The organism is Photobacterium sanctipauli, from assembly GCF_003026495.1.
GTDB lineage: Bacteria > Pseudomonadota > Gammaproteobacteria > Enterobacterales > Vibrionaceae > Photobacterium > Photobacterium sanctipauli.
On record NZ_PYMA01000010.1, the window covers coordinates 1 to 20,691 of the forward strand.

At 51.4% G+C, this 20,691-nt stretch carries 25 protein-coding genes; 10 read left to right on the forward strand and 15 right to left on the reverse strand.

What is annotated here, in order from left to right:
* Positions 1 to 167 precede the first annotated feature (167 nt).
* The 12 genes from mgtE to C9I98_RS15415 all read right to left on the reverse strand — a co-directional run bounded on the left by mgtE (position 168) and on the right by C9I98_RS15415 (position 9,522).
* Positions 168 to 1,526, reverse strand: a complete 1,359-nt coding sequence (gene mgtE, locus C9I98_RS15360; RefSeq protein ID WP_107272179.1) for a magnesium transporter — start codon at positions 1,524 to 1,526, stop codon at positions 168 to 170.
* A 184-nt stretch (positions 1,527 to 1,710) separates the two neighbouring features.
* Entirely contained in the window at positions 1,711 to 1,986 is a 276-nt protein-coding gene (locus C9I98_RS15365) for an HPr family phosphocarrier protein (protein ID WP_036822346.1), read from the reverse strand.
* On the reverse strand, positions 1,983 to 2,834 hold the full coding sequence (rapZ, locus tag C9I98_RS15370) for an RNase adapter RapZ (RefSeq protein ID WP_036822349.1): 852 nt from the start codon (positions 2,832 to 2,834) through the stop codon (positions 1,983 to 1,985). The genes C9I98_RS15365 and rapZ overlap by 4 nt, the downstream gene beginning before the upstream one ends.
* Before the next feature lie 40 nt (positions 2,835 to 2,874).
* A complete protein-coding gene (ptsN, locus tag C9I98_RS15375; RefSeq protein WP_036822352.1) occupies positions 2,875 to 3,324 on the reverse strand; it encodes a PTS IIA-like nitrogen regulatory protein PtsN in 450 nt (149 codons plus the stop codon).
* A gap of 2 nt (positions 3,325 to 3,326) precedes the next feature.
* Positions 3,327 to 3,614: a ribosome hibernation promoting factor gene (gene hpf / locus C9I98_RS15380; protein ID WP_036822354.1), complete on the reverse strand. Its 288-nt coding sequence runs from the start codon at positions 3,612 to 3,614 to the stop codon at positions 3,327 to 3,329.
* Between the two features lie 26 nt (positions 3,615 to 3,640).
* Positions 3,641 to 5,125: an RNA polymerase factor sigma-54 gene (locus C9I98_RS15385; protein WP_036822356.1), complete on the reverse strand. Its 1,485-nt coding sequence runs from the start codon at positions 5,123 to 5,125 to the stop codon at positions 3,641 to 3,643.
* A gap of 114 nt (positions 5,126 to 5,239) precedes the next feature.
* Positions 5,240 to 5,965 (reverse strand): LPS export ABC transporter ATP-binding protein, encoded by a 726-nt coding sequence (gene lptB, locus C9I98_RS15390; protein WP_107272180.1) that lies wholly within the window; start codon positions 5,963 to 5,965, stop codon positions 5,240 to 5,242.
* Between the two features lie 7 nt (positions 5,966 to 5,972).
* The gene (gene lptA / locus C9I98_RS15395; RefSeq protein WP_036820227.1) at positions 5,973 to 6,476 is read right to left on the reverse strand and encodes a lipopolysaccharide transport periplasmic protein LptA; all 504 of its coding nucleotides are present in this window, start codon (positions 6,474 to 6,476) and stop codon (positions 5,973 to 5,975) included.
* Entirely contained in the window at positions 6,463 to 7,020 is a 558-nt protein-coding gene (gene lptC / locus C9I98_RS15400) for an LPS export ABC transporter periplasmic protein LptC (RefSeq protein WP_036820230.1), read from the reverse strand. Before lptC ends, lptA begins: the two co-directional genes overlap by 14 nt.
* Positions 7,017 to 7,568 carry a 3-deoxy-manno-octulosonate-8-phosphatase KdsC gene (kdsC, locus tag C9I98_RS15405; RefSeq protein ID WP_036820232.1) on the reverse strand — a complete coding sequence of 184 codons (552 nt, stop codon included), beginning with the start codon at positions 7,566 to 7,568 and terminating at the stop codon, positions 7,017 to 7,019. The genes lptC and kdsC overlap by 4 nt, the downstream gene beginning before the upstream one ends.
* Positions 7,568 to 8,539: a KpsF/GutQ family sugar-phosphate isomerase gene (locus tag C9I98_RS15410; protein ID WP_036820235.1), complete on the reverse strand. Its 972-nt coding sequence runs from the start codon at positions 8,537 to 8,539 to the stop codon at positions 7,568 to 7,570. Before C9I98_RS15410 ends, kdsC begins: the two co-directional genes overlap by 1 nt.
* A 14-nt stretch (positions 8,540 to 8,553) precedes the next feature.
* Complete coding sequence (locus C9I98_RS15415) at positions 8,554 to 9,522, reverse strand: calcium/sodium antiporter (protein ID WP_036820238.1); 969 nt, start codon at positions 9,520 to 9,522, stop codon at positions 8,554 to 8,556.
* Positions 9,523 to 9,963: 441 nt separating this feature from the next.
* Between C9I98_RS15415 and mlaF the strand changes: the two genes are divergently transcribed.
* The 7 genes from mlaF to murA are packed head-to-tail and all read left to right on the forward strand — an operon-like array spanning position 9,964 to position 14,609.
* Complete coding sequence (gene mlaF / locus C9I98_RS15420; protein ID WP_107272181.1) at positions 9,964 to 10,818, forward strand: phospholipid ABC transporter ATP-binding protein MlaF; 855 nt, start codon at positions 9,964 to 9,966, stop codon at positions 10,816 to 10,818.
* Positions 10,815 to 11,597, forward strand: coding sequence for a lipid asymmetry maintenance ABC transporter permease subunit MlaE (gene mlaE / locus C9I98_RS15425; protein WP_036825742.1), 783 nt, complete (start codon positions 10,815 to 10,817; stop codon positions 11,595 to 11,597). Before mlaF ends, mlaE begins: the two co-directional genes overlap by 4 nt.
* 34 nt (positions 11,598 to 11,631) lie before the next feature.
* Entirely contained in the window at positions 11,632 to 12,108 is a 477-nt protein-coding gene (gene mlaD / locus C9I98_RS15430; protein ID WP_036825739.1) for an outer membrane lipid asymmetry maintenance protein MlaD, read from the forward strand.
* A gap of 10 nt (positions 12,109 to 12,118) precedes the next feature.
* The gene (gene mlaC, locus C9I98_RS15435; RefSeq protein ID WP_107272182.1) at positions 12,119 to 12,757 is read left to right on the forward strand and encodes a phospholipid-binding protein MlaC; all 639 of its coding nucleotides are present in this window, start codon (positions 12,119 to 12,121) and stop codon (positions 12,755 to 12,757) included.
* Positions 12,754 to 13,065: an STAS domain-containing protein gene (locus C9I98_RS15440; protein ID WP_036821583.1), complete on the forward strand. Its 312-nt coding sequence runs from the start codon at positions 12,754 to 12,756 to the stop codon at positions 13,063 to 13,065. The genes mlaC and C9I98_RS15440 overlap by 4 nt, the downstream gene beginning before the upstream one ends.
* 19 nt (positions 13,066 to 13,084) lie before the next feature.
* Positions 13,085 to 13,342 (forward strand): BolA family iron metabolism protein IbaG, encoded by a 258-nt coding sequence (ibaG, locus tag C9I98_RS15445; RefSeq protein WP_036821581.1) that lies wholly within the window; start codon positions 13,085 to 13,087, stop codon positions 13,340 to 13,342.
* Between the two features lie 10 nt (positions 13,343 to 13,352).
* Positions 13,353 to 14,609: a UDP-N-acetylglucosamine 1-carboxyvinyltransferase gene (gene murA, locus C9I98_RS15450; protein WP_036821577.1), complete on the forward strand. Its 1,257-nt coding sequence runs from the start codon at positions 13,353 to 13,355 to the stop codon at positions 14,607 to 14,609.
* 106 nt (positions 14,610 to 14,715) lie between these two features.
* Here the strand turns inward: murA and degS are convergent, their stop codons facing one another.
* The 3 genes from degS to zapG form a co-directional block, all read right to left on the reverse strand.
* Positions 14,716 to 15,786 (reverse strand): outer membrane-stress sensor serine endopeptidase DegS, encoded by a 1,071-nt coding sequence (degS, locus tag C9I98_RS15455; RefSeq protein WP_036821576.1) that lies wholly within the window; start codon positions 15,784 to 15,786, stop codon positions 14,716 to 14,718.
* A 153-nt stretch (positions 15,787 to 15,939) separates the two neighbouring features.
* Positions 15,940 to 17,313, reverse strand: coding sequence for a Do family serine endopeptidase (locus C9I98_RS15460; RefSeq protein WP_158262691.1), 1,374 nt, complete (start codon positions 17,311 to 17,313; stop codon positions 15,940 to 15,942).
* A 114-nt stretch (positions 17,314 to 17,427) separates the two neighbouring features.
* Positions 17,428 to 17,853, reverse strand: a complete 426-nt coding sequence (gene zapG / locus C9I98_RS15465; protein WP_036823430.1) for a Z-ring associated protein ZapG — start codon at positions 17,851 to 17,853, stop codon at positions 17,428 to 17,430.
* 226 nt (positions 17,854 to 18,079) lie between these two features.
* Here zapG and zapE point away from each other — a divergent pair, with 226 nt between their 5' ends.
* The 3 genes from zapE (at position 18,080) to rpsI (ending at position 20,297) form a co-directional block, all read left to right on the forward strand.
* Positions 18,080 to 19,189: a cell division protein ZapE gene (gene zapE / locus C9I98_RS15470; protein ID WP_036823432.1), complete on the forward strand. Its 1,110-nt coding sequence runs from the start codon at positions 18,080 to 18,082 to the stop codon at positions 19,187 to 19,189.
* 271 nt (positions 19,190 to 19,460) lie between these two features.
* Positions 19,461 to 19,889, forward strand: a complete 429-nt coding sequence (gene rplM, locus C9I98_RS15475; protein WP_075762377.1) for a 50S ribosomal protein L13 — start codon at positions 19,461 to 19,463, stop codon at positions 19,887 to 19,889.
* Between the two features lie 15 nt (positions 19,890 to 19,904).
* Complete coding sequence (gene rpsI / locus C9I98_RS15480; RefSeq protein ID WP_007464367.1) at positions 19,905 to 20,297, forward strand: 30S ribosomal protein S9; 393 nt, start codon at positions 19,905 to 19,907, stop codon at positions 20,295 to 20,297.
* The last annotated feature ends 394 nt before the right edge of the window (positions 20,298 to 20,691 follow it).

Genomic DNA, 20,691 nt, shown 5'->3' on the forward strand with positions numbered 1-20,691 from the left:
AACATGTAAAGACAGGGTATGTGTTCAGCAATTACGCTGAATGGAAACGTGCATGAGCCGTATACGAGGTCCGTACGTACGGTTCTGTAAGAGGGATGAGGCGGTAACGCCTCACCCTACTTTATGTGCTCTGTTTTTGGCAACGGTTGCCTTGGGCGACACTGAACCTAAACCAAAAAGACCGTAGCCAGGCCCAAGAACACCGACAGGCCGACAATATCGGTAATGGTGGTCAGGGCCATACCGCCGGCCAAGGCTGGGTCGATATTCATTTTCTTGAGGAAGATAGGCACGCAAACCCCGGCGATACCGGCCACCAACAAGTTGGTGAGCATGGCGCCTGCGATGATGGCGCCCAGCAACAGGTTTCCTTTCCAGAGTACCACCACACCGCCAATGATCATGGCCCAAAGGATACCGTTGATCAGGCCGACGCGCGCTTCTTTGCTCAATAGCCAGCGGGTATTGGTTTCACCGATGTGGCCCACGGCCAAGCCACGGATCACCAGTGCGACGGTCTGGTTGCCGGCTACCCCGCCCATCGACGGCACGATGGTCATCAGGATCGCAATCGCTGCCATTTGCTCCAGGGTGTCTTCGAACAAGTTCGAGACCGAAGCCGCTGCCAGCGCTGCCAGTACGTTAACCCCAAGCCAGATGCTACGTCGCTTGGCCGATTTGACCACCGGGGCAAAGGTATCTTCGTCATCGTCCATACCGGCCATACTCATCATGGTATGTTCGGCGTCCTCACGGATGATATCGACCACGTCATCGATGGTGATACGGCCGACCAGCTGCTCGTTGGCATCGACCACCGGGGCCGACAACCAGTTACGACGCTCGAACAGGGTCGCGACTTCACCGTCGTCCATATCAACCGGGATCGCCTCGTCGGCATCGTCCATCACATCGTGGATTTCGATGTCCGGCTGGGTGGTGATCAGGGTTGCCAGAGACAGGTGGCCAATCAGCTTTTCGTTTTGGTCGACAACATACAGGGCATCGGTTGCTTCGGGAAGTTCGCCTTTCATACGCAGGTAACGCAGTACCACGTCGGCCGTCACATCACCACGGATGGTGATGAAGTCGGTGCTCATGATACCGCCGGCAGATTCTTCCGGGTAGGCGAGTGCCTTTTCAACCCGGTGCCTGTCGGTGGCGTCCATTTGCGCCAGTACTTCCTGGTACTTTTCATCAGGCAGGCTACGCAGGACGTAGGCGACGTCATCGGTTTCCATGCCCTCGGTGACGGCTGCCAGTTTCTCTGGTGCCATCTGGTCGACAATGCCGTCTTTTACGTCTTCCGAAAGTTCGTCAAGGATCTCACCTTGCTCTTCGGGATCGGTTAGTTGCCATAGGACTTGGCGTTCTTTGGGGGGCGAGGCTTCAAGCAGGTGCGCAATGTCCTCCGGCTCCATATCTTGGAGCATTCGGCGGACATGGACAAACATGCCGTTTTCCAGTGCTTGATTGACTTCTTGCAGCGTCTGATGGGTTTGGTCTTGTTCTATTACATCCGCCATTGCTTGCGATACCCCAAATAACCGTGATGCAGATATACCTCATGGTATTGATGGCAGTGTCACAGGCCAGCAATACCATGAGGTATAACAATGCAATAAGCTGAATTTTAACGCAATAGTGACACGGTTGTCTCACCAGAACTGAGAGGAAATAAAGATTTAATTATTTTGCGCAATGATTGAGCTAGTTTTCTTCGTCAAAGCCCGCTTCGATAAGCTCGCTGACGGCATTTAGCGCGGTTTCGGCGTCATTGCCCTCAGCATGGACACAAATCTGCTGGCCTTGGGCTGACTCGAGCATCAGCAGTCCCATGACGCTATCGGCCGTGGCGCTCTTCTCACCGTTGCTGATGGTGATGCTTGATTCGAAGCTCTGTGCCAGTTCAACCAGCTTAATGGCCGCCCGGGCATGCAAGCCCAAGCGGTTTTTTATAAATAGCTCGCGTGATAGTAGCGTCATTTCTTCGCTTCCAGCGTACGGTGACGGACTTGGATTTGGTGGCCCTCGTACTTGAAGTGCTCAGCCAGTTTTTGCGCGACATAGACCGAGCGGTGCTGGCCGCCGGTACAGCCAATGGCCACCGTGAGGTAGCTGCGGTTGTTTTTCTCCAGCATCGGTAGCCAAGTCTCGATAAAGTTACGCACTTGGTAGATCAGCTGGTTAACTTCCGGTTGGGCCGCGAGGTACTCCTTCACTTCTTGGTCGAGGCCGGTTTGCGGCTTCAGCTCGGGGATCCAATGCGGGTTAGGCAAAAAGCGCACGTCGAAGACGTAGTCGGCATCGGTAGGCAAGCCGTGCTTAAAGCCAAACGACTCAAATACCATGATCAGCTCTCGGGCATCACGGCCCAACACGCGCGAGCGTACTGTCTCGCTCAGATCATGGATCGACTTGCTAGTGGTGTCGATCACCAGATCGGCGTGTTCTTTCAGCTCCGCCAAGTGATCGCTTTCCGATAGGATAGCTTGTTCCAATGTCATGTCGTTGCGTGATAGCGGGTGCAAGCGGCGGGTTTCACTGTAGCGCTTGATCAGCTCCTTGTCTTCGGCATCAAGGAACAGGACATTGACATCGACATCATCACCCAGGGAATCCAGCGTCTCGCGGATCACTTCCGGGTTGGAGGGCATATTGCGCACATCAATGCTGACGGCAACGTTTTGCTGGTTACCTTCCAGGGTTTTGATGAACTGCGGGAGTAGGGTGACCGGCAGATTATCGACACAGTAGTACCCGAGATCTTCAAGCACACGCAGGGCGATGGATTTACCAGAGCCTGAGCGCCCGCTCACGACCATTAACATCATGGCTGATATACCTCAACAATCGGAAAGGGTGTGATGTTCATTATGAATCACAGGTAAGAATTTGATAAAGCTCTTCGTCGCTTTTTGCGGTGCGTAGCTGCTTACAAACCTGCTTGTTGCTGAGCTTCTCAGCCATGCAGGATAGGGTTTGCAAGTGCTCTTTACATTGCGCGTCAGGCACCAGCAAGGCAAAAAGGAGATCGACAGGTTGGTTGTCGATAGCATCAAACTGAATTGGGTCCTGGCACTGGATCAATACCGCAATGGCTTGCTCGCTGTTGTTGATGCGGCCGTGGGGGATAGCGATGCCGTTACCGATACCGGTACTGCCCATCTTTTCCCGGCTCAGCATACATTCAAAAAGGGGCTGGGGATTTTGGTCTAGGTGCTTGGCAGCGATTTCGCTGATAATTTCCAGAGCACGCTTTTTGCTGGAGCAAGGGACTGCACTTTTAGTGCAGTCCAGGCTCAATACATTACTCAGTTGCATGATTAGTGGCTATTGAGTTTATCTTTATGTTTGTTTAGTTGACGCACCAGTTTATCAGTTAATGCATCAATAGCGGCATACATATTTTCAGAATCCGCCTTGGCGTGGATTTCACCAGCGTTAATATGTAGCGTGGCTTCGGCAACCTGCTGAAGCTTCTCGACGTTGAGGACAACGTGGACATTATTTATTTTATCGAAAAAGCGCTCTAGCTTATCGAACTTCGTCATCACGTATTCGCGCATTGACGGGGTAATTTCGACATGGTGCCCGGTTAGGTTAATTTGCATAGACATCTTCCTTCTGTTGGCGCCTGTTAGAGCAGACGTTTTCGCTGATTAGACGGCGGGATACCCAGGGACTCTCGGTATTTGGCAATGGTCCGTCTTGCCACCATGATCCCTTGCTCCGCCAGTAATGTCGCTATTTTACTGTCACTCAGTGGCTTGACTTGGTTTTCAGCTGCTACCAGCTTTTTCACCAAGGCGCGGATAGCGGTTGACGAGCATTCGCCGCCGTTATCGGTACTTACGTGACTTGAGAAGAAGTATTTCAGTTCAAAAATACCACGAGGGGTGTGCATGTATTTCTGCGTCGTCACCCGTGATATCGTGGATTCATGCATATCAACCGCCAGCGCGATATCGTTGAGTACCATGGGTTTCATGGCTTCTTCACCGTATTCGAAGAAGTCTTGCTGGTGCTCGACGATACAGCGGGCGACTTTCAATAGGGTTTCGTTGCGGCTTTCCAGGCTCTTGATTAACCATTTCGCATCTTGCAGATGGGTACGGATAAACTGGCTGTCGGCCGAGGAGTTGCGGGTGCTTTTGCCCAGCGCGGCGTACTGCTCGTTCACGCGGATGCGCGGTACGCTGTCTGGGTTGATGGTAACCACCCATTTGCCGTGGTCTTTGAATACCGAGACATCCGGCACGACATATTCGGTCTCAGAGGCCACCACACGGTTGCCAGGCCTTGGGTCCAAGCCATGAATAAGCTGCATGGCTGCCTTTAGCTCCGGCTCTTTTAGCTTGGTGTCGCGCATGAGTTGGCGATAGTCGCGGTTTGCCAGGAGGTCGATACCATCGGTTAGCAGCATGCGGGCTTCGCTCAGCCACGGTGTGTCTTCCGGGAAGGTAGCGAGCTGCAGCAACAAGCACTCTTGCAAATTGCGCGAAGCGACGCCTAGCGGATCGAACTGCTGAACGCGCTTGAGCACGGCTTCGACTTCGTCCAGCTCGACCTCTTCGGAGCCCAAGCTCTCAAGGATCTCTTCGGTAGAGCAAGTCAGGTAGCCCTTCTCATCAATGGCGTCGATGATGGCTGTGGCAATGGTGTGGTCGGTATCGCTGAACGGCGTGAGTTCAACCTGCCACATCAGGTAATCCTGCAGGCTTTCGGTGGTCTCGCCTTGGTAGACGGGCATGTCGTCGTCTAGGGCAATGCCGGTACTGCCGGTACCTGCGCTATAGACATCATCCCAAGTGGTATCAACCGGTAGTTCTTCCGGCATTTCTTGCTGTTCGATAACCTCGGAGGTATCGAAAGGCTCTGGCTCTACAGCCTCGGTTTCTTGAGCCGACGCTTCAGGCTGTTCGCTGCTGTCAGCTTTGTGCTCTTCACCGGTTAGGGTTTCATGGGCACTTTCTTCTAGCTCCAGCAACGGGTTGGCATCTAAGGCTTCTTGAATTTCTTGCTGAAGATCCAAGGTCGACAATTGCAACAGCCGAATGGCTTGCTGCAGTTGCGGCGTCATTGCCAATTGTTGGCCAAGTTTAAGCTGGAGCGAGGTTTTCATATATATGTATGTACCTTGTTGTTATCTTTGGTGTTGGCTGCATAGCACCACTGTGTGATACGGGATCCATCATCCGCTTCTCGGTGCTAGCTCCTGGTACGTCCTTATTTATAACTATAGACGGAACTGGTCACCCAGATAGACTCGTTTTACATGTTCATCATTTAACACTTCGCTTGGGCTACCGTGGGCAATCAATTGCCCTTGGCTCACAATGTAGGCTTGTTCACACACATCCAGTGTTTCCCTTACATTGTGGTCGGTAATTAATACGCCAAGCCCTCGGTCACGAAGGTGTTCGATGATCTTCTTGATATCAATGACCGATATTGGGTCCACCCCGGCAAAAGGTTCGTCCAACAGGATGAATTTTGGGTTTGCCGCCAGCGCGCGGGCGATCTCAACTCGACGTCGCTCACCCCCTGATAGTGCCATACCTAAACTGTTACGAATGTGCTGAATGTTAAATTCATCCAATAATTCTTCGAGTTTATCTTGGCGTTCGGCTTTGCTTAGCTCTTTTCGAGTCTGCAACACCGCCATCAGGTTGTCGTGTACGGAGAGTTTCCGGAAAATAGAAGCTTCCTGCGGCAGGTAGCCGATACCCATGCGGGAGCGGTTATGCATCGGCTGTAAGCTGATGTCTTCACCGTCGATGGTAATGGTGCCTTCATCACGCGCCACGAGACCGACAATCATGTAGAACGACGTGGTTTTGCCTGCACCGTTAGGGCCGAGCAAGCCAACGATTTTGCCGGATTGCACTTCGAGGCTAACGTCAGACACCACTTTGCGGCCGTTATAGCTTTTTGCGAGATGTTGGGCTTTTAGCGTTGCCATGTCGTGGTTACTTCTTCTTCTGGTTCATTTGGTTTGGCTGCAAAATGGTGGTCACGCGCTTTTTCTCGCCGCTCTCTGCAACCAACTTTTGCTCGTCGATCTTGTAGCTGATCACCTTGCCCTGGATCTCGCTGCCGTCTTGGATCAAGATGGCCTCATCGGTCATCTTCAAAAACTCGATCGCGGTTTCATAGCGCATTTTCTTCGCCGCACCATCAATTGGCTTACCGTCATCCATCAGCTGGTGGAAAGTCGCCGGGTTGCCGTAGGCATCAATGGTCTCCTGGCCTTCGTTGCCACCGGGACGGGTAACAACCACTTTGTCTGCACGGATATCAATACTGCCCTGACGCAGGATAACATTGCCAGTAAAAGTGACGATATTTTTTTGAATATCAAGTTCTTGGTTGTCAGAGTCGATGTAAATCGGCTGCTCGGTATCGGTGCTAAGTGCCCAGCTAGGTGCGCTTAGGCAAAGGCAGAGCAGGGTAGTCAGTTTATAAAGCTTCATATCTACCTTTCACATTTTCTAATAAGGTGGCGATGCTGCGATCCATGTTCCCTTTCATCCCGGTTCCTTCATTTTGGAAGGCGTCACCGGTGATGGTCACGTGATCCGGGGTGTCAAAATCTTTGCTCACTAGGTCTAGACGCAGGGTATCTGTCTGGATAACTTTGACTGCAGACTCAGGTAATAAGTTGAAAATACGGACATTACCGGTCATTTGCAATACATGGTCTTTATCTAATCGCGCAGTGTTAGAGCTGATCCGCCATTCGGTTTCAGTCCCGTCGCGGTATACCCATAGCACGGGCTCTACAAAGTCAGTATTGCCACTATTGCTAAAGTGCTCAAGGTAGTCGGCGTCAATCTGGTAGCTGCGCAAGCCGGATTCATTGAATGCCGTATTCACAACACTGCTACCAGTAAACAGCGGCTTTTCCGCATCCGGCGCCACTTGAACATCTTCCTGCCAGTGCTTATCCAGCAGGTAGTAGCCAGTCCATGCACAAATTGCGATTAGCAGTACATAGAGTAGCCTCTGTAAGGTCATATACTTAAGCCTTTATGTTTATCAAGCTCGCCACGTGCCTCAAGAATAAGATCACACACTTCACGAACGGCACCGTATCCACCTTGGATGCGGGTGACGAAGTCGGCGCGGCGGGCGAGTAGCGGGTGGCCATCAGCCACACAAACAGACAGGCCGATTTTCTCCATGACTGGCCAGTCAATTAAGTCGTCGCCGATGTAGGCGGTATGTTCTGGCGCAATCGCCAGATTGGATAAAATGTCTTCGTAGGCGGCAAGCTTGTTGTCCTGCCCCTGGTAGATATGCTTGATGCCCAGCGCGGTCATGCGATTTTCAACGATGGCAGATTGACGGCCGGTGATGATGGCGATTTCGATACCTGCCCCCATCAAAGACTTAATGCCGTAGCCGTCACGGGTGTGGAAGGTTTTTAGCTCTTCGCCGGCATTGCCCATGTAAATTCGGCCATCGGAAAACACACCGTCAACATCGCATATTAGCAGCTTGATCTCTTTTGCCTTGGCAAAGTTACTGGCGCAGACCGGGCCATATAGCGTATCTACCTGCATTACATGACTCCTGCTTTCAGTAGGTCGTGCATATTGAGCGCTCCCACCAGTTTGCCATTGTCGGTAACCAGTAGACCATTGATTTTTTTATCTTCCATTAGCTTTAAGCCTTCTGCGGCCAATAGCTGCGGCGCGATAGTGGCCGGGTTGCGGGTCATGACCTCACCAATGCTAGTGCTATGGATATCGACACGGTTATCCAGCAGGCGGCGAAGGTCACCGTCGGTGAAAATGCCAAGCAATTGCTGGTCATTATCAATGATAGCCGTCATTCCCAAGCCTTTGCGAGAGACTTCGAGCAATGCGTCTTTAATAGAAGCCTCTTCGGTGATGACTGGCAGCAGCTCACCGCTGTGCATCACATCGCTAATGCGCATCAGTAATTTACGGCCTAAAGCACCGCCCGGGTGGGACAGGGCAAAGTCATCCGCGGTAAAGCCGCGTGATTCCATCAAGGCAATTGCAAGGGCATCACCCATCGCCAAGGTTGCCGTGGTACTGGAGGTTGGCGCCAAGTTCAATGGGCAAGCTTCTTTCTTGACCGTAATTTGCAAGTGGATTTGAGACAGCTTGGCCATGCTCGATTCAGGCTTGCCGGTCATGCTGATCATCGGGATGCCTAAACGTTTGATAACTGGCAGTAGCGCCAATACTTCTGAGGCTTCACCAGAGTTTGAAATGGCGAGTACCACATCGCCTTGCTTGATCATACCCAGATCACCATGGCTGGCTTCGCCGGGATGAACAAAAAATGCCGGTGTGCCGGTACTGGCGAGTGAAGCCGCAATTTTATTGCCGATATGGCCGGATTTACCCATCCCCATCACGATCACCTTACCCGGGCAGCGGGCGATAAGCTCACAAGCTTCGGTAAAGCTTCCATTGATGTACTGGGTCAGGTTTTGCAGTGCTTCTGCTTCAATTTCAATAACTTTGCGGCCATGGGCGCAATAGTCAAACGTATTAGACATAGTTCGGGTCTCCGTTAAGCCGCCATATTATAAAACAGATAAGCTTGATAGGCGATAAAGCAGAGAACAAGTACGCCACCTTCTAGGCGGTTGATAACACGGCGCTTTCCAAGAGCCATCAGTACAAGCAGCACAGAGACGGCCAGCATGACATAATAATCACGCCCCATTGCTAGCGGGCTAAGCGCGGACGGGTTGAGCAATCCTGGGATACCCATCACCGCCAGGATGTTGAATACGTTCGAGCCAATGATGTTACCCACGGCCATGTCGTCCTCACCCTTGTATAGGCTGGCAATAGAAGCCGCCAACTCTGGCAAGCTGGTACCGATAGCGATAATGGTCAGGCCGATCACCAAATCACTCATACCGAAGTATTTGGCGATTGTGACAGCCGAGTCGACCAGCATGCTGGCAGCGTAGGGAAGCAGGACAAGGCCAATCGCCACCCAGATTAGCGCGGCAGGGTTGCTGACGCCGTCTGGAATCTCCGACTCCTGTTCTTCAACCAAGGGATCGTTGCCCTCGGCCTTGGCGTTGCGGCTGATCTTAAGCATGGTCAGCAGGAAAGCGACGAATAGAACAACTAGCAATACCCCTTCGTAGAAACCAAGGTAGCTATCCCACAGCAAGACACCGGCTACTAGGGTGACACCCATCATCAATGGTAGCTCTCGGCGGATGATCCCCGAGCTAACCGCAAGCGGCTTGAGTATCGCAGTAAGGCCTAAGATAAGGGCAATGTTGGCAATGTTTGAGCCCAGTACATTACCGACGGCGGTGTCGGTCTTGCCTTCTAGGGCAGCGGTGGCTGAGACCATCATTTCAGGTGCTGATGAGCCCATCGCCAATATGGTCATACCAATCACCAATGGTGTTACACCGAGGTTTTTTGCCAGTGCCGCGGCACCATAAACAAGTCTGTCTGCACTCCACACCAGTAACGCCAAACCGATACAAAGCAACACGATGGCTTCGAGCATTGTTTTCCCTTATCTCTAGTTATATTGATTGAATCAAATGCTATGGTACAGACACCAGATGACAATTGATCCAATGGGGTTAATCGCAAGTTAAGAGACTAATTTTGACGGTTCAGCCATGAAAAAGAAAGCAAAAGGCGTGATTAATTCACGAGAGCGATAAGTTTTTTATTTATTGATTTTTTTTATATAGAAAGTGGCCTTTAGTGACCCGAAAATAGCAGGATATCGGGTGAAACAGGTGTATCTTGGCGGTGCCCGGTAAGCGGTGTTTCGCACCTGAACAAGAAATAACAGAGTTCTTACAGTCAGTGCCTTGAGTTGGTTGCATAATCTACCTATGATCAATAAAAAACTGATAACATATTAATTCTATTAATTATTCCTTTCCTTTAGCTTTTGGGGCTGGAGGAAGTGCCGAAAAGGCGATTTAGGGGGACTATGAAGCATACGGATGCGCTGGTATCGATTCGCCACGTAACGTTTTCCCGTGGCGAGCGAAAAATATTTGATGATGTCTCGCTTGACGTGCCGAAGGGAAAAGTCACTGCCATTATGGGGCCTTCCGGTATTGGCAAAACAACTTTGCTACGCCTGATAGGCGGCCAAATTCCGCCAGATAAGGGAGAGGTTTGGTTCGATGGCGACAATATACCTACCTTGAGCCGGTCCGAGCTTTATCGAGCGCGCAAAAAGATGAGCATGCTATTCCAGTCTGGTGCATTGTTCACTGATATGAATGTGTTCGACAACGTCGCGTTTCCGCTGCGCGAACATACCAACTTGCCAGAAGACCTACTAAGGACCCTCGTTCTATTGAAGCTGGAATCAGTTGGCTTGCGCGGCGCGGCAGCGCTGATGCCCAACGAGCTGTCTGGTGGTATGGCGCGGCGGGCGGCCCTTGCCCGGGCGATTGCCCTCGATCCCGATTTAATCATGTACGACGAGCCTTTCGTTGGCCAAGACCCGATCACCATGGGGGTGTTGGTGAAGCTTATCAGGGATATGAACCAAGCTCTGGGGATCACCTCGGTGATTGTTTCACACGATGTCCCCGAAGTCATGAGTATTGCCGATCATGTGTACCTGCTTTCGGGCGGCAAAATTATCGGCCAGGGCTCGCCTGATGAGTTAAGGCAAAACCCTGATCCGCAAATTCGCCAGTTTCTGGATGGGGATGCCGACGGCCCTGTGCCGTTTAAGTTCCCGGCCCAGCCTATCGAGCAGGATTTGTTTGGCTTAGGAAAGGAAAGTGGTGCAGTGCCGGTCTCCCAAAGCAAGGAAGTAGAATCATGATAGCGGACTTTATTGCCCGACAAGGGCGGCGGGGGATTGAAAAGTGCCAAGCCATGGGGCGGGCAAGCTTGCTGTTATACGGGGCCTTGGTGAGCCGCCCCCAGCCAGGCAAGATGTTTCCCTTGCTAATGAAGCAGCTCTATTCGGTAGGCGTACTATCGGTAGCAATTATTTTGGTGTCGGGCTTGTTTATCGGCATGGTGCTTAGCCTGCAAGGCTACATCGTATTGGTGGATTTCGGCGCCGAGACTAGCCTTGGCCAGATGGTGGCATTGTCGCTGTTACGTGAACTCGGCCCGGTTGTGACGGCGTTGTTGTTCGCCGGGCGGGCGGGGTCGGCCCTGACCGCTGAAATTGGTTTGATGAAAGCCACCGAGCAACTTTCCAGTATGGAGATGATGGCCGTCGATCCGTTGCGCCGGGTGATTGCGCCACGTTTTTGGGCGGGGGTGATCTCCATGCCGTTGCTGGCCCTGCTGTTCTGCGCCGTGGGTATTTGGGGCGGCCAGTTGGTTGGCGTCGACTGGAAAGGGATTGACCATGGCAGCTTTTGGTCGGTCATGCAGTCATCGGTTGAGCTGGGCTACGATATCGGCAATAGCATCATTAAGTCTGTTGTTTTTGCCATTACCGTTACTTGGATTGCAGTATTTAACGGCTATGACGCGGTGCCTACCTCGGAAGGGATCAGCCGTGCGACAACGCGAACTGTTGTGAATTCATCGTTGGCAGTTTTGGGGTTGGACTTTGTCCTGACGGCCCTGATGTTTGGTAATTAATTGGCCGTCAGGCTTTGTAAACAGGAATGTTCAAATGCAGCAAACAAAGAAACTAGAATTATGGGTGGGCAGCTTTATCTTGGCTGGTGTCGCTGCGCTGCTGGTATTGGTGTTCAAGGTCGCTGATGTCCAGAACCTTGGCGGGGCAGAATCTTATAACTTGAAGGCCCAGTTCGACAATATCGGCGGCTTGAAGGTACGTTCACCGATTAAGGTGGGTGGTGTCACGGTGGGTAAAATTTCTGATATCACCCTCGATACCGAAACTTATGTGCCGGTCGTGACATTGGCCATCGAGAAAAAGTATGGCTATTTTCCCGAAACCAGTTCGGCAGCGATTTTGACATCGGGCTTGCTGGGTGAGCAGTACTTGGGGATCGAACCCGGCTTTGTCGATGAGGATATTGATATGTTGGGCAACGGTGATTTTATCGAAGACACCCGTTCAGCGTTGGTATTGGAAGATATGATAGGCCAAGTGCTCTATAGCATTGGCGGTGATAGCGAATAGGGGATAAACCATGAAGTTATTTCGTTTTGTAATTGCGCTGTTGGCTTGCTTACCGTTGTTGTCGGTGGCGGCAATCAATAAAACCGATCCTTACCTGATGATCCAGGGCGTATCGAAGGAGACATTTTCTCGCATCAAGGCAGAGCAACCAAGGATCCAGCAAAACCCCGAGGTATTGCGCCAAATAGTAAAAGAAGAGCTGCTGCCTTATATCAATGTCCGATATGCCGCCTATAAGGTGCTTGGCCCCCACTTGAAAAAAACCAGTAAAGAGCAGCGCAATAGCTTTGTGGCGGCATTTACCGATTACCTGGTGGCATCGTATGCACAGGTACTGACCCAATACACGGATCAGGATATCAAGGTCGAGTCGGCGAAGTCGGTACCCGCTGATCGTACGATTGTTTCGGTACGAGTTGATATACTTGATACCAAGCGTCCGCCAATTCGGCTGGACTTCAAGCTAAGAAAGAATAAAAAGACCAAAGAATGGCAGGGATTTGACATGGTGGCCGAAGGGGTCAGTATGATCTCTACCAAGCAAAGCGAGTGGAGCGGCCAACTTCGAAGCCAAGGTGTCGATGCCGTTACTGCCGATCTTAAAAAGCTAGCAGCGAAGCCGATCCGCCGTGAGGCAGAAAATCAATGATTAAGCCAAATATTGAGTGGCGAGTTCAGGAAAATGGCTATTATTGCTTGTCAGGGGTATTGGAACGTGACACAGTTCCAGCTTTTTGGCAGCGAAAGCATGAGTGGATGCCACAGGAGCCCAAGGTAAAGCTGGATCTTGCCGCTTTAACCCGGGTCGATTCTGCCGGCATGGTGATGCTGCTGCATGTATACCAACAGCTCCGCCAAAATGGCGCTGAGCTGACATTATTGAATGTGCCAGAACAACTAAAAACCTTGTTGCGCCTGAGCCATATCGAAACAATGTTAGCTGCTTGTGTTGATTGAGCAGCAAAGAGGATAGCTTGTGGAAATCTCTGAAATTAAAGAAATTCTGGAAAATGCTCTAGAACTTGATGAAGTTATTGTAAAAAGCGACGGCAGCCACTATGAAGTGATCGCTGTAGGCGCCATTTTCGAAGGCATGAACCGTGTTAAGAAGCAGCAGGCCATCTACGGCCCGCTAATGGGACAGATTGCAGCCAACGAGATCCATGCGTTGAGCATCAAGACTTTCACGCCAGACGAGTGGGCGCGTGATAAAAAGTTGATGTCGCTGTCCTAAGAGGTTGATGATGCAGAAGTTTCGAATCCAGGGCGGTGGCCCATTAAGTGGCGAAGTCTCCATTTCTGGTGCTAAAAATGCAGCATTGCCTATTCTTTTTGCTTCGCTATTGGCTGAAGAGCCGGTTGAGGTAGCAAATGTACCTAAGCTACGTGATATCGACACCACTATGGAGCTACTGAGCCGCCTTGGCGCAAAAGTATCCCGTAATGGTTCGGTGCATGTCGACGCGGGCCCGGTAAACGAGTTCTGTGCGCCGTACGATCTGGTTAAAACCATGCGTGCCTCGATTTGGGCGCTGGGTCCTTTGGTGGCTCGTTTTGGCCAAGGCCAAGTGTCGCTACCTGGCGGTTGTGCAATCGGTGCTCGCCCGGTTGACCTGCACATCCATGGCCTAGAGCAGCTGGGTGCGGAAATCACGCTGGAAGAAGGTTATGTCAAAGCCACTGTCGATGGCCGCCTGAAAGGTGCGCATATTGTCATGGACAAAGTGAGCGTTGGCGCGACTGTGACTATCATGTCGGCGGCAACCCTGGCGGAAGGCACAACGGTTATCGAGAATGCAGCACGTGAGCCTGAAATTCTTGATACTGCAGACTTCCTGAACACCCTTGGTGCAAAAATCAGCGGCGCTGGTACTGACACGATCACTATCGAAGGCGTTGAGCGCCTAGGTGGCGGCTACCACGAAGTGGTTGCCGATCGTATCGAGACAGGTACCTTCCTTGTTGCGGCAGCGGTTTCGGGCGGCAAGATCATGTGCCGTAACACCCGCCCTTCGCTGCTTGAAGCAGCACTGGCAAAGCTTGAAGAAGCGGGTGCCGAGATTGAGACGGGTGAAGACTGGATCAGCCTAGATATGACTGATCGCGAGTTGAAGGCGGTAAACATCCGCACGGCTCCGCACCCGGGCTTCCCAACAGACATGCAGGCTCAATTCTCGCTATTGAACCTGATTGCTAAAGGGACTGGGATCATCACCGAAACGATCTTTGAAAATCGTTTCATGCACATCCCTGAGCTGATCCGTATGGGCGCTCACGCTGAAATCGAAGGTAACACGGTGATTTGCGGTGATACCGAGGGTTTGAGCGGTGCTCAGGTAATGGCGACGGATTTGCGTGCGTCCGCAAGCTTGGTGATTGCCGGTAGCATTGCCGAAGGCGAAACCATTGTTGACCGTATCTATCACATCGACCGCGGCTACGAGCATATCGAAGATAAGTTCAGCGCCCTGGGCATGAAGATTGAGCGTTTCAGCGAGTAATTGCTAACTCGTTATAGAAACAATAAAAAAACCTCGCCATGCGAGGTTTTTTTGTATGGGGCGGCGCAAATTATCGCCTTTGTCTGGCATGTTGGGCGGATGCCGATTAATAGTCGGCGGGCTCGTCGCCGATGAGCACGTTGAGGGAGGTCGGTTGGCCGTTGCGCAGCACTTTCATTTCGACTTCGGTACCTGGGCGAAGCTCCGTAACAATATCAAGCACGTTGCGGCGGTCGGTCACACGCTTGCCTGCCACCTCAATCAGGATATCCTGCACCTTGAAGCCAGCCTTGGCGGCGGGGCCGTTTGGATCCATCCCCATCACAATGATCCCGCTGATCTGCTCTGCGTCGTACAAGCGGGCCATGACCGGATTAATATCCCGCGCTTCGATACCAATGTAACCACGGATCACCCGGCCGTCGGCAATGAGCTTGTTCATGATCTTATGGGTTAGCTCGTAAGGGATGGCAAACGAGATACCGTAGGTTTCGATATCCGTGGCCTGCTGGAAGGAGGCGGTGTTAATTCCCACCAACTCACCGCGGGTGTTGACCAAGGCACCGCCCGAGTTGCCCTCGTTAATCGCCGCATCGGTTTGCAAGAAGTCCTGTCGGCCGTAGAAGCTCATCCCCGCACGGCCCGTGGCAGAAATAATGCCGTAAGTGGTGGTTTGGCCGAGGTTGTACGGGTTGCCGATAGCCAGCACAACATCGCCCACCGCGGGCTTGTATTGCGGGCTAAGCGGGATCACCGGCAGGTTTTCCGCCTGAATCTTCAAGACTGCCAGATCAGTGCGCTGATCCTTACCTATCAGTTGGGCGGTTAAAATCCGGCCATCTTGAAGGGCGACAATGACTTGATCCGCTTCTGCCACCACATGGTAGTTGGTGACGATATAGCCCTTGTCGCTCATTATTACCCCGGAGCCAAGCCCTTGGGTACTGAGCTTGAGGCGGTCTTCAGCGTTATAGCGACGATTGTAGATGTTGACGACGGCTGGGGAGGCACGTCTTACGGCGTAGTTAAAGGAGACCTGGGCCTGGGTTGATGGTTCTAACGGCACCAAGTTAACCGGGGTATCAATCATCTGGGTACGGAGATCGGGAAACAGGGCGAGCAGGGCGACGGCTGTGACGACACCAATAATGATGGATCGACGAAAAAAAGCCAGCATGAACGCACCCCTAAATAAACCACCCAGTATCGCCGTTGAGGGTACCATTACCGTCGCCAGATACCAAATTTCGGCTGTATTTTGTTGAATATAGGGGAAGGTTGGGGATATGGGCAAAATAACCGGGCCAAATGGCCCGGTTTACGCCGAAAATTAGCGGATGATCAGATACAGGATGTTGTCATTGCGCTGTATTTCAAGGGCCAGTACATTCGGCTTGGCTTCAAGGGCTTTTCGCAGTTCGCCAAGGTTGCGTACCCCTTGGCGGTTAACCCCCAGGATAATGTCGTCTTTTTGCAGACCGTAGCGGGCAGCCATTGAGTTCTCCTCAATGTTGGTCACCTTGATGCCTTTGGCGCTGTCATTGGACGTGGTGTTGGCAAACTCGGCACCGGCAAGGCCTGGGTGGAGGCTGTCGGCCTTAACTTTGTTCTGGGTGGCTTCTTGCAACGTCACTGTCACTGTTTTCTTCTCGTTGCCATCACGCACCAGCCCCAAGGTTGCCTGCTTACCCGCGCCGAGGGTAGCTATCTTGGCACGCAGCTCACCGAAGGTTCTGATCTGCTTGCCGTTGACCGAGACAATAATATCGCCGGCTTTCAGCCCGGCTTTTTCTGCTGCCGAGTCTGGCATTACCTGGTTAACAAAGGCGCCGTGGTTGGTCTCATAGCCAAAGGCATCGGCCAGCTCGGAAGTGAGCTCGCCGCCTTGGACACCGAGGACGCCACGCTTCACTTCGCCAAACTCCAGGATTTGCTCAGTTAGGTTGCGCACCATGTTGACTGGGATAGCGAAGCCGATACCGACATTGCCCCCGTTAGGCCCCAAGATAGCGGTATTGATACCAACCAACTCGCCATTGAGGTTAACCAAGGCGCCGCCCGAGTTACCGCTGTTGATGGCGGCATCGGTTTGGATAAAGTTTTCGAAGTTTTCGATATTGAGCCCGCTGCGTCCCAGTGCCGAGATGATGCCGGACGTGACGGTTTGGCCGAGGCCAAACGGGTTGCCGATAGCGACCGCGAAGTCACCGACGCGCAGTTGGTCTGAGTCGGCAAGCTTGATTTCGGTTAGGTTGTCGGTGTCTTTGAGTTGCAACAGGGCAATATCTGACATTTGATCGCTGCCAATCAACTCGGCGGTTAACTCGCGGCCATCATGAAGCTGGACCATGATTTTATCCGCGCCGCCAATAACGTGGTGGTTAGTGACGATATATCCCTTATCGGCATCGACGATGACACCGGAGCCGAGGCCACGGAATGGGCGTTCACGAACTTGTTCTTCAGGAAAGTCTGGGCCGAAAAAGAAACGGAATGAATCGGGCAAGCGCTGCTTTGAGACTTGTTTGCCTTCGACTGCAATACTCACAACGGCAGGCGTCACTTGTTCTAGCATTGGGGCAAGGCTAGGAAGCTGTTGGTTATTGACTGTTTGAGGAAGGGCGGCTGTCGCTGTCACTGGGGTAATAACAGAACTGATGCCGAGTGCGAGGGCACTTAAAACAAGCAAAGGTTTTTTCATTATTACTAAACTCCGGTTTTCAAGTCATAAAGCAGTCTGGAGATTATTCCTTGTCTGCATTAGGTCTGACTTGAAAACCAGTGTTTAGTTCATAAGAAATGAGATATTCGCTATCTACTAGCTGGCTTTTGGTGCTTCAACTACTTGTTCTGGTTCATCTTTAAGAAGACCAGTTGCACCGTTAGCGTAATCGCGTGGTTGACCCTGAACATCGTCGGCCACTTCTTTCACAGCGGTTAGCTTGCTAACGCGAGGCGAGAACGGGTTGTCTTGCTCAGGTAGGTTAGGCATAAGCTCCGTCGAGGTCTTCGACATGTGATCGTAGAGCTTGCTGTAGTCTTTGGCGATATTTTCCAGTAGCTCAGAGCTTTGTGCGAAGTGATCGACCAGCTCTTGGCGGAATTGCTCAAGTTCGTACTTAGACTTGTCCAAGTCTTTTTGTAGTTCTTTCTGCTGCTTAAGGCTCTTGTTGCCTAGGCGAGCAGCGAAAGCGCCGATAGCCGCCCCCGCGATGAAGATAAGAAGCGCATAAAACCAAGTCATGAAAAACTCCTTTTGACTCAATAAAACAAGGGTGGCTAAAACCCCGGTATTCGCCGGAGGGGAAGTAGTAGCCGAGTATGTTGTACCCTTGTTGTATACCATTGAGATTTAATTGATGCTGAATAATCACCAAATAAATCGTATTTGTTTAGTTACTATACATGCTCTGTCGCGGCCGTGGTACTATCAAAAATAAGGAAGGGAGAATAATGAGGCACGAGTAGGGATGACGCCGCAACAAAAATACCAACAAGATCTCCAGCGCCCGGATTTTTATGCCGACTCAGCGCAAGCAATGGCGGTAGGCCACCTAGAGGATTTGTACCAACGTTTGTTGTCTGCACCCAAGCAGGCGGCCGAGCCGGAGAAGTCGCTTTTCTCACGGTTTTTTAAGCGATCAAAGCCAACCCCCAATGCGCCGGTAAAAGGGCTCTATTTCTGGGGCGGGGTCGGGCGAGGCAAAACCTATTTGGTCGATACCTTCTTCGACTGCCTGTCAACAGAACGTAAAATGCGGGTGCACTTTCACCGCTTTATGCACCGGGTTCACGATGAGCTCAAGCAACTCGAGCAGCAAGTCGACCCGCTGCAAGTGGTTGCCGACCGCTTCAAGGCGGAAGCAGATATTATTTGCTTTGATGAGTTTTTTGTTTCGGATATTACCGATGCAATGCTGCTTGGCACGTTATTCGAGGCACTATTCGAACGAGGGATCACGCTGGTAGCGACCTCGAACATTCCGCCGGATGAGCTTTACCGCAATGGTTTGCAACGGGCCCGTTTCCTGCCCGCCATCGAGCTGATTAACACCCACTGCGAGGTCGTGAATGTGGACTCGGGCGTCGACTACCGCTTGCGTACCTTGGAGCAGGCCGAAATCTATCATTCCCCGCTCGATAGTGCCGCTGAGCAGAACATGTTGCGTTATTTCGAGCAACTGACGGTTGAACCGAGAACAACCGGGAAAGAAATCGAAATTAACCACCGGATGCTGCCCACCCGGCACGAAGCCGATGGGGTGGTGCATTTTGATTTTGCCACCCTGTGCCAAAGTGCGCGCAGCCAGTCGGACTACATGGAAATAGCCCAGCTTTACCATACGGTCCTACTGTCAGACGTCAGGCAGATGGGCGAGGACGAAAGCGATGCCGCACGGCGCTTTATCGCCATGGTCGACGAATTTTATGAGCGCAATGTCAAACTGATTATTTCGGCAGAGACACACTGGGAGCCGTTATATAACGGCCAGCGTTTGGCATTTGAATACAAGCGCTGTTGCTCGCGTATTGTTGAGATGCAAAGCCATGATTATCTGGCATTGCCGCATTTGGCCTGATGATGGCTTTCCCGGCCGTTTCCTAAGGGAAAATGGCCGGGAAAACAGTTTTTTTTAGCCAGAAGCGGCTGAAAAGAAAAAATCGCATTTTTTTTTGAAAAAAAGGTGATTTTTTCTCCACCCTTCCCTATAATCTTGCGACCCACCGTACCTGTAACGGCAGAAGCCGGGAGTGCCAACCACTCGAAGGGGTGATGACTGGGGCTCTGTACAGATGGAACATTTATTGTTCTTGTAAAGTGAAACTATTTAATTTTGGGTAAGAATTAGCATGAAAACTTTCGTTGCTAAACCAGAAACTGTAAAACGTGACTGGTACGTTGTTGACGCTGAAGGTAAAACTCTTGGTCGTCTAGCAACTGAAATCGCATCTCGTCTACGTGGTAAGCACAAGCCGGAGTACACTCCGCACGTTGACACTGGTGACTACATCGTAGTTATCAACGCTGAAAAAGTTGCTGTAACTGGCGCTAAGAAGACTGACAAAATGTACCACCACCACACTGGTTACATCGGCGGTCTGAAGTCAATCAGCTTCGAGAAGCTTATCGATAAGAAGCCAGAAATGGTTATCGAAACTGCTGTTAAAGGCATGCTTCCTAAAGGTCCTCTAGGCCGTGCTATGTACCGTAAGCTAAAAGTTTACGCAGGTACTGAGCACAACCATGCTGCACAGCAGCCTAAAGTTCTAGACATCTAATTGGGGAAGATGACAATGGCAGAGAATCAATACTACGGCACTGGTCGCCGCAAAAGCTCAGCTGCTCGCGTTTTCATTAAACCGGGTACTGGCAACATCGTAATCAACAAGCGCAGCATCGAAGAATACTTCGGCCGCGAAACTGCTCGCATGGTTGTTCGTCAGCCACTAGAGCTAGTTGAAATGACTGAGAAACTAGACCTATACATCACTGTTAAAGGTGGTGGTATCACTGGTCAGTCTGGTGCTATCCGTCACGGTATCACTCGCGCTCTAATGGAGTACGATGAAACTCTACGTCCTGCTCTACGTGCAGCTGGCTACGTTACTCGTGACGCTCGTCGCGTTGAACGTAAGAAAGTTGGTCTACGTAAAGCACGTCGTCGTCCACAGTTCTCTAAGCGTTAATTTCAACGCTCCAGATTTTTATCTGGTTACTGTGTGCAAAAAGCTCAACCTTCGGGTTGGGCTTTTTTTATGCCTGTGCCAACGGGTAGGCCGGCCAATCCAACGGCTGGTAGGGGAGACGCCTTAATATCCAGAGCTGCTTAAGTTTGCTTTTATGGCAAATACTGGGCGCAATACCTGACTGGGCGCTGCTGTGTTACAAAAAAGTAACAACTCCGGTGATTCTCCTTCCTAGTTTCCTGTACTCACTTGCCGTTAATTATCCTGAAAACACATTAATTAACCCTGTGTTTGATGGATAAAAATAACAAAAAGAACATACCTCTCACATTTGTTGCGAAAAGGTAGCTTTATCTTGTCATAAAGTGGCGTTTTCTTTATCATTTGGCGTGAT

What these genes read in the sequence shown, in the direction of transcription:
- C9I98_RS15365 (WP_036822346.1), bottom strand. Translation starts at nt 1,986, where the DNA reads ATGACGCTACTATCACGCGAGCTATTTATAAAAAACCGCTTGGGCTTG.
- degS (WP_036821576.1), bottom strand. Translation starts at nt 15,786, where the DNA reads ATGCTGGCTTTTTTTCGTCGATCCATCATTATTGGTGTCGTCACAGCC.
- zapG (WP_036823430.1), bottom strand. Translation starts at nt 17,853, where the DNA reads ATGACTTGGTTTTATGCGCTTCTTATCTTCATCGCGGGGGCGGCTATC.
- mlaD (WP_036825739.1), top strand. Translation starts at nt 11,632, where the DNA reads ATGCAGCAAACAAAGAAACTAGAATTATGGGTGGGCAGCTTTATCTTG.
- murA (WP_036821577.1), top strand. Translation starts at nt 13,353, where the DNA reads ATGCAGAAGTTTCGAATCCAGGGCGGTGGCCCATTAAGTGGCGAAGTC.
- mlaC (WP_107272182.1), top strand. Translation starts at nt 12,119, where the DNA reads ATGAAGTTATTTCGTTTTGTAATTGCGCTGTTGGCTTGCTTACCGTTG.
- C9I98_RS15440 (WP_036821583.1), top strand. Translation starts at nt 12,754, where the DNA reads ATGATTAAGCCAAATATTGAGTGGCGAGTTCAGGAAAATGGCTATTAT.
- zapE (WP_036823432.1), top strand. Translation starts at nt 18,080, where the DNA reads ATGACGCCGCAACAAAAATACCAACAAGATCTCCAGCGCCCGGATTTT.
- ptsN (WP_036822352.1), bottom strand. Translation starts at nt 3,324, where the DNA reads ATGCAACTGAGTAATGTATTGAGCCTGGACTGCACTAAAAGTGCAGTC.
- C9I98_RS15410 (WP_036820235.1), bottom strand. Translation starts at nt 8,539, where the DNA reads ATGTCTAATACGTTTGACTATTGCGCCCATGGCCGCAAAGTTATTGAA.
- lptA (WP_036820227.1), bottom strand. Translation starts at nt 6,476, where the DNA reads ATGAAGCTTTATAAACTGACTACCCTGCTCTGCCTTTGCCTAAGCGCA.
- kdsC (WP_036820232.1), bottom strand. Translation starts at nt 7,568, where the DNA reads ATGCAGGTAGATACGCTATATGGCCCGGTCTGCGCCAGTAACTTTGCC.
- hpf (WP_036822354.1), bottom strand. Translation starts at nt 3,614, where the DNA reads ATGCAAATTAACCTAACCGGGCACCATGTCGAAATTACCCCGTCAATG.
- C9I98_RS15415 (WP_036820238.1), bottom strand. Translation starts at nt 9,522, where the DNA reads ATGCTCGAAGCCATCGTGTTGCTTTGTATCGGTTTGGCGTTACTGGTG.
- rapZ (WP_036822349.1), bottom strand. Translation starts at nt 2,834, where the DNA reads ATGATGTTAATGGTCGTGAGCGGGCGCTCAGGCTCTGGTAAATCCATC.
- rpsI (WP_007464367.1), top strand. Translation starts at nt 19,905, where the DNA reads ATGGCAGAGAATCAATACTACGGCACTGGTCGCCGCAAAAGCTCAGCT.
- mlaE (WP_036825742.1), top strand. Translation starts at nt 10,815, where the DNA reads ATGATAGCGGACTTTATTGCCCGACAAGGGCGGCGGGGGATTGAAAAG.
- rplM (WP_075762377.1), top strand. Translation starts at nt 19,461, where the DNA reads ATGAAAACTTTCGTTGCTAAACCAGAAACTGTAAAACGTGACTGGTAC.
- lptB (WP_107272180.1), bottom strand. Translation starts at nt 5,965, where the DNA reads ATGGCAACGCTAAAAGCCCAACATCTCGCAAAAAGCTATAACGGCCGC.
- mlaF (WP_107272181.1), top strand. Translation starts at nt 9,964, where the DNA reads ATGAAGCATACGGATGCGCTGGTATCGATTCGCCACGTAACGTTTTCC.
- C9I98_RS15385 (WP_036822356.1), bottom strand. Translation starts at nt 5,125, where the DNA reads ATGAAAACCTCGCTCCAGCTTAAACTTGGCCAACAATTGGCAATGACG.
- lptC (WP_036820230.1), bottom strand. Translation starts at nt 7,020, where the DNA reads ATGACCTTACAGAGGCTACTCTATGTACTGCTAATCGCAATTTGTGCA.
- mgtE (WP_107272179.1), bottom strand. Translation starts at nt 1,526, where the DNA reads ATGGCGGATGTAATAGAACAAGACCAAACCCATCAGACGCTGCAAGAA.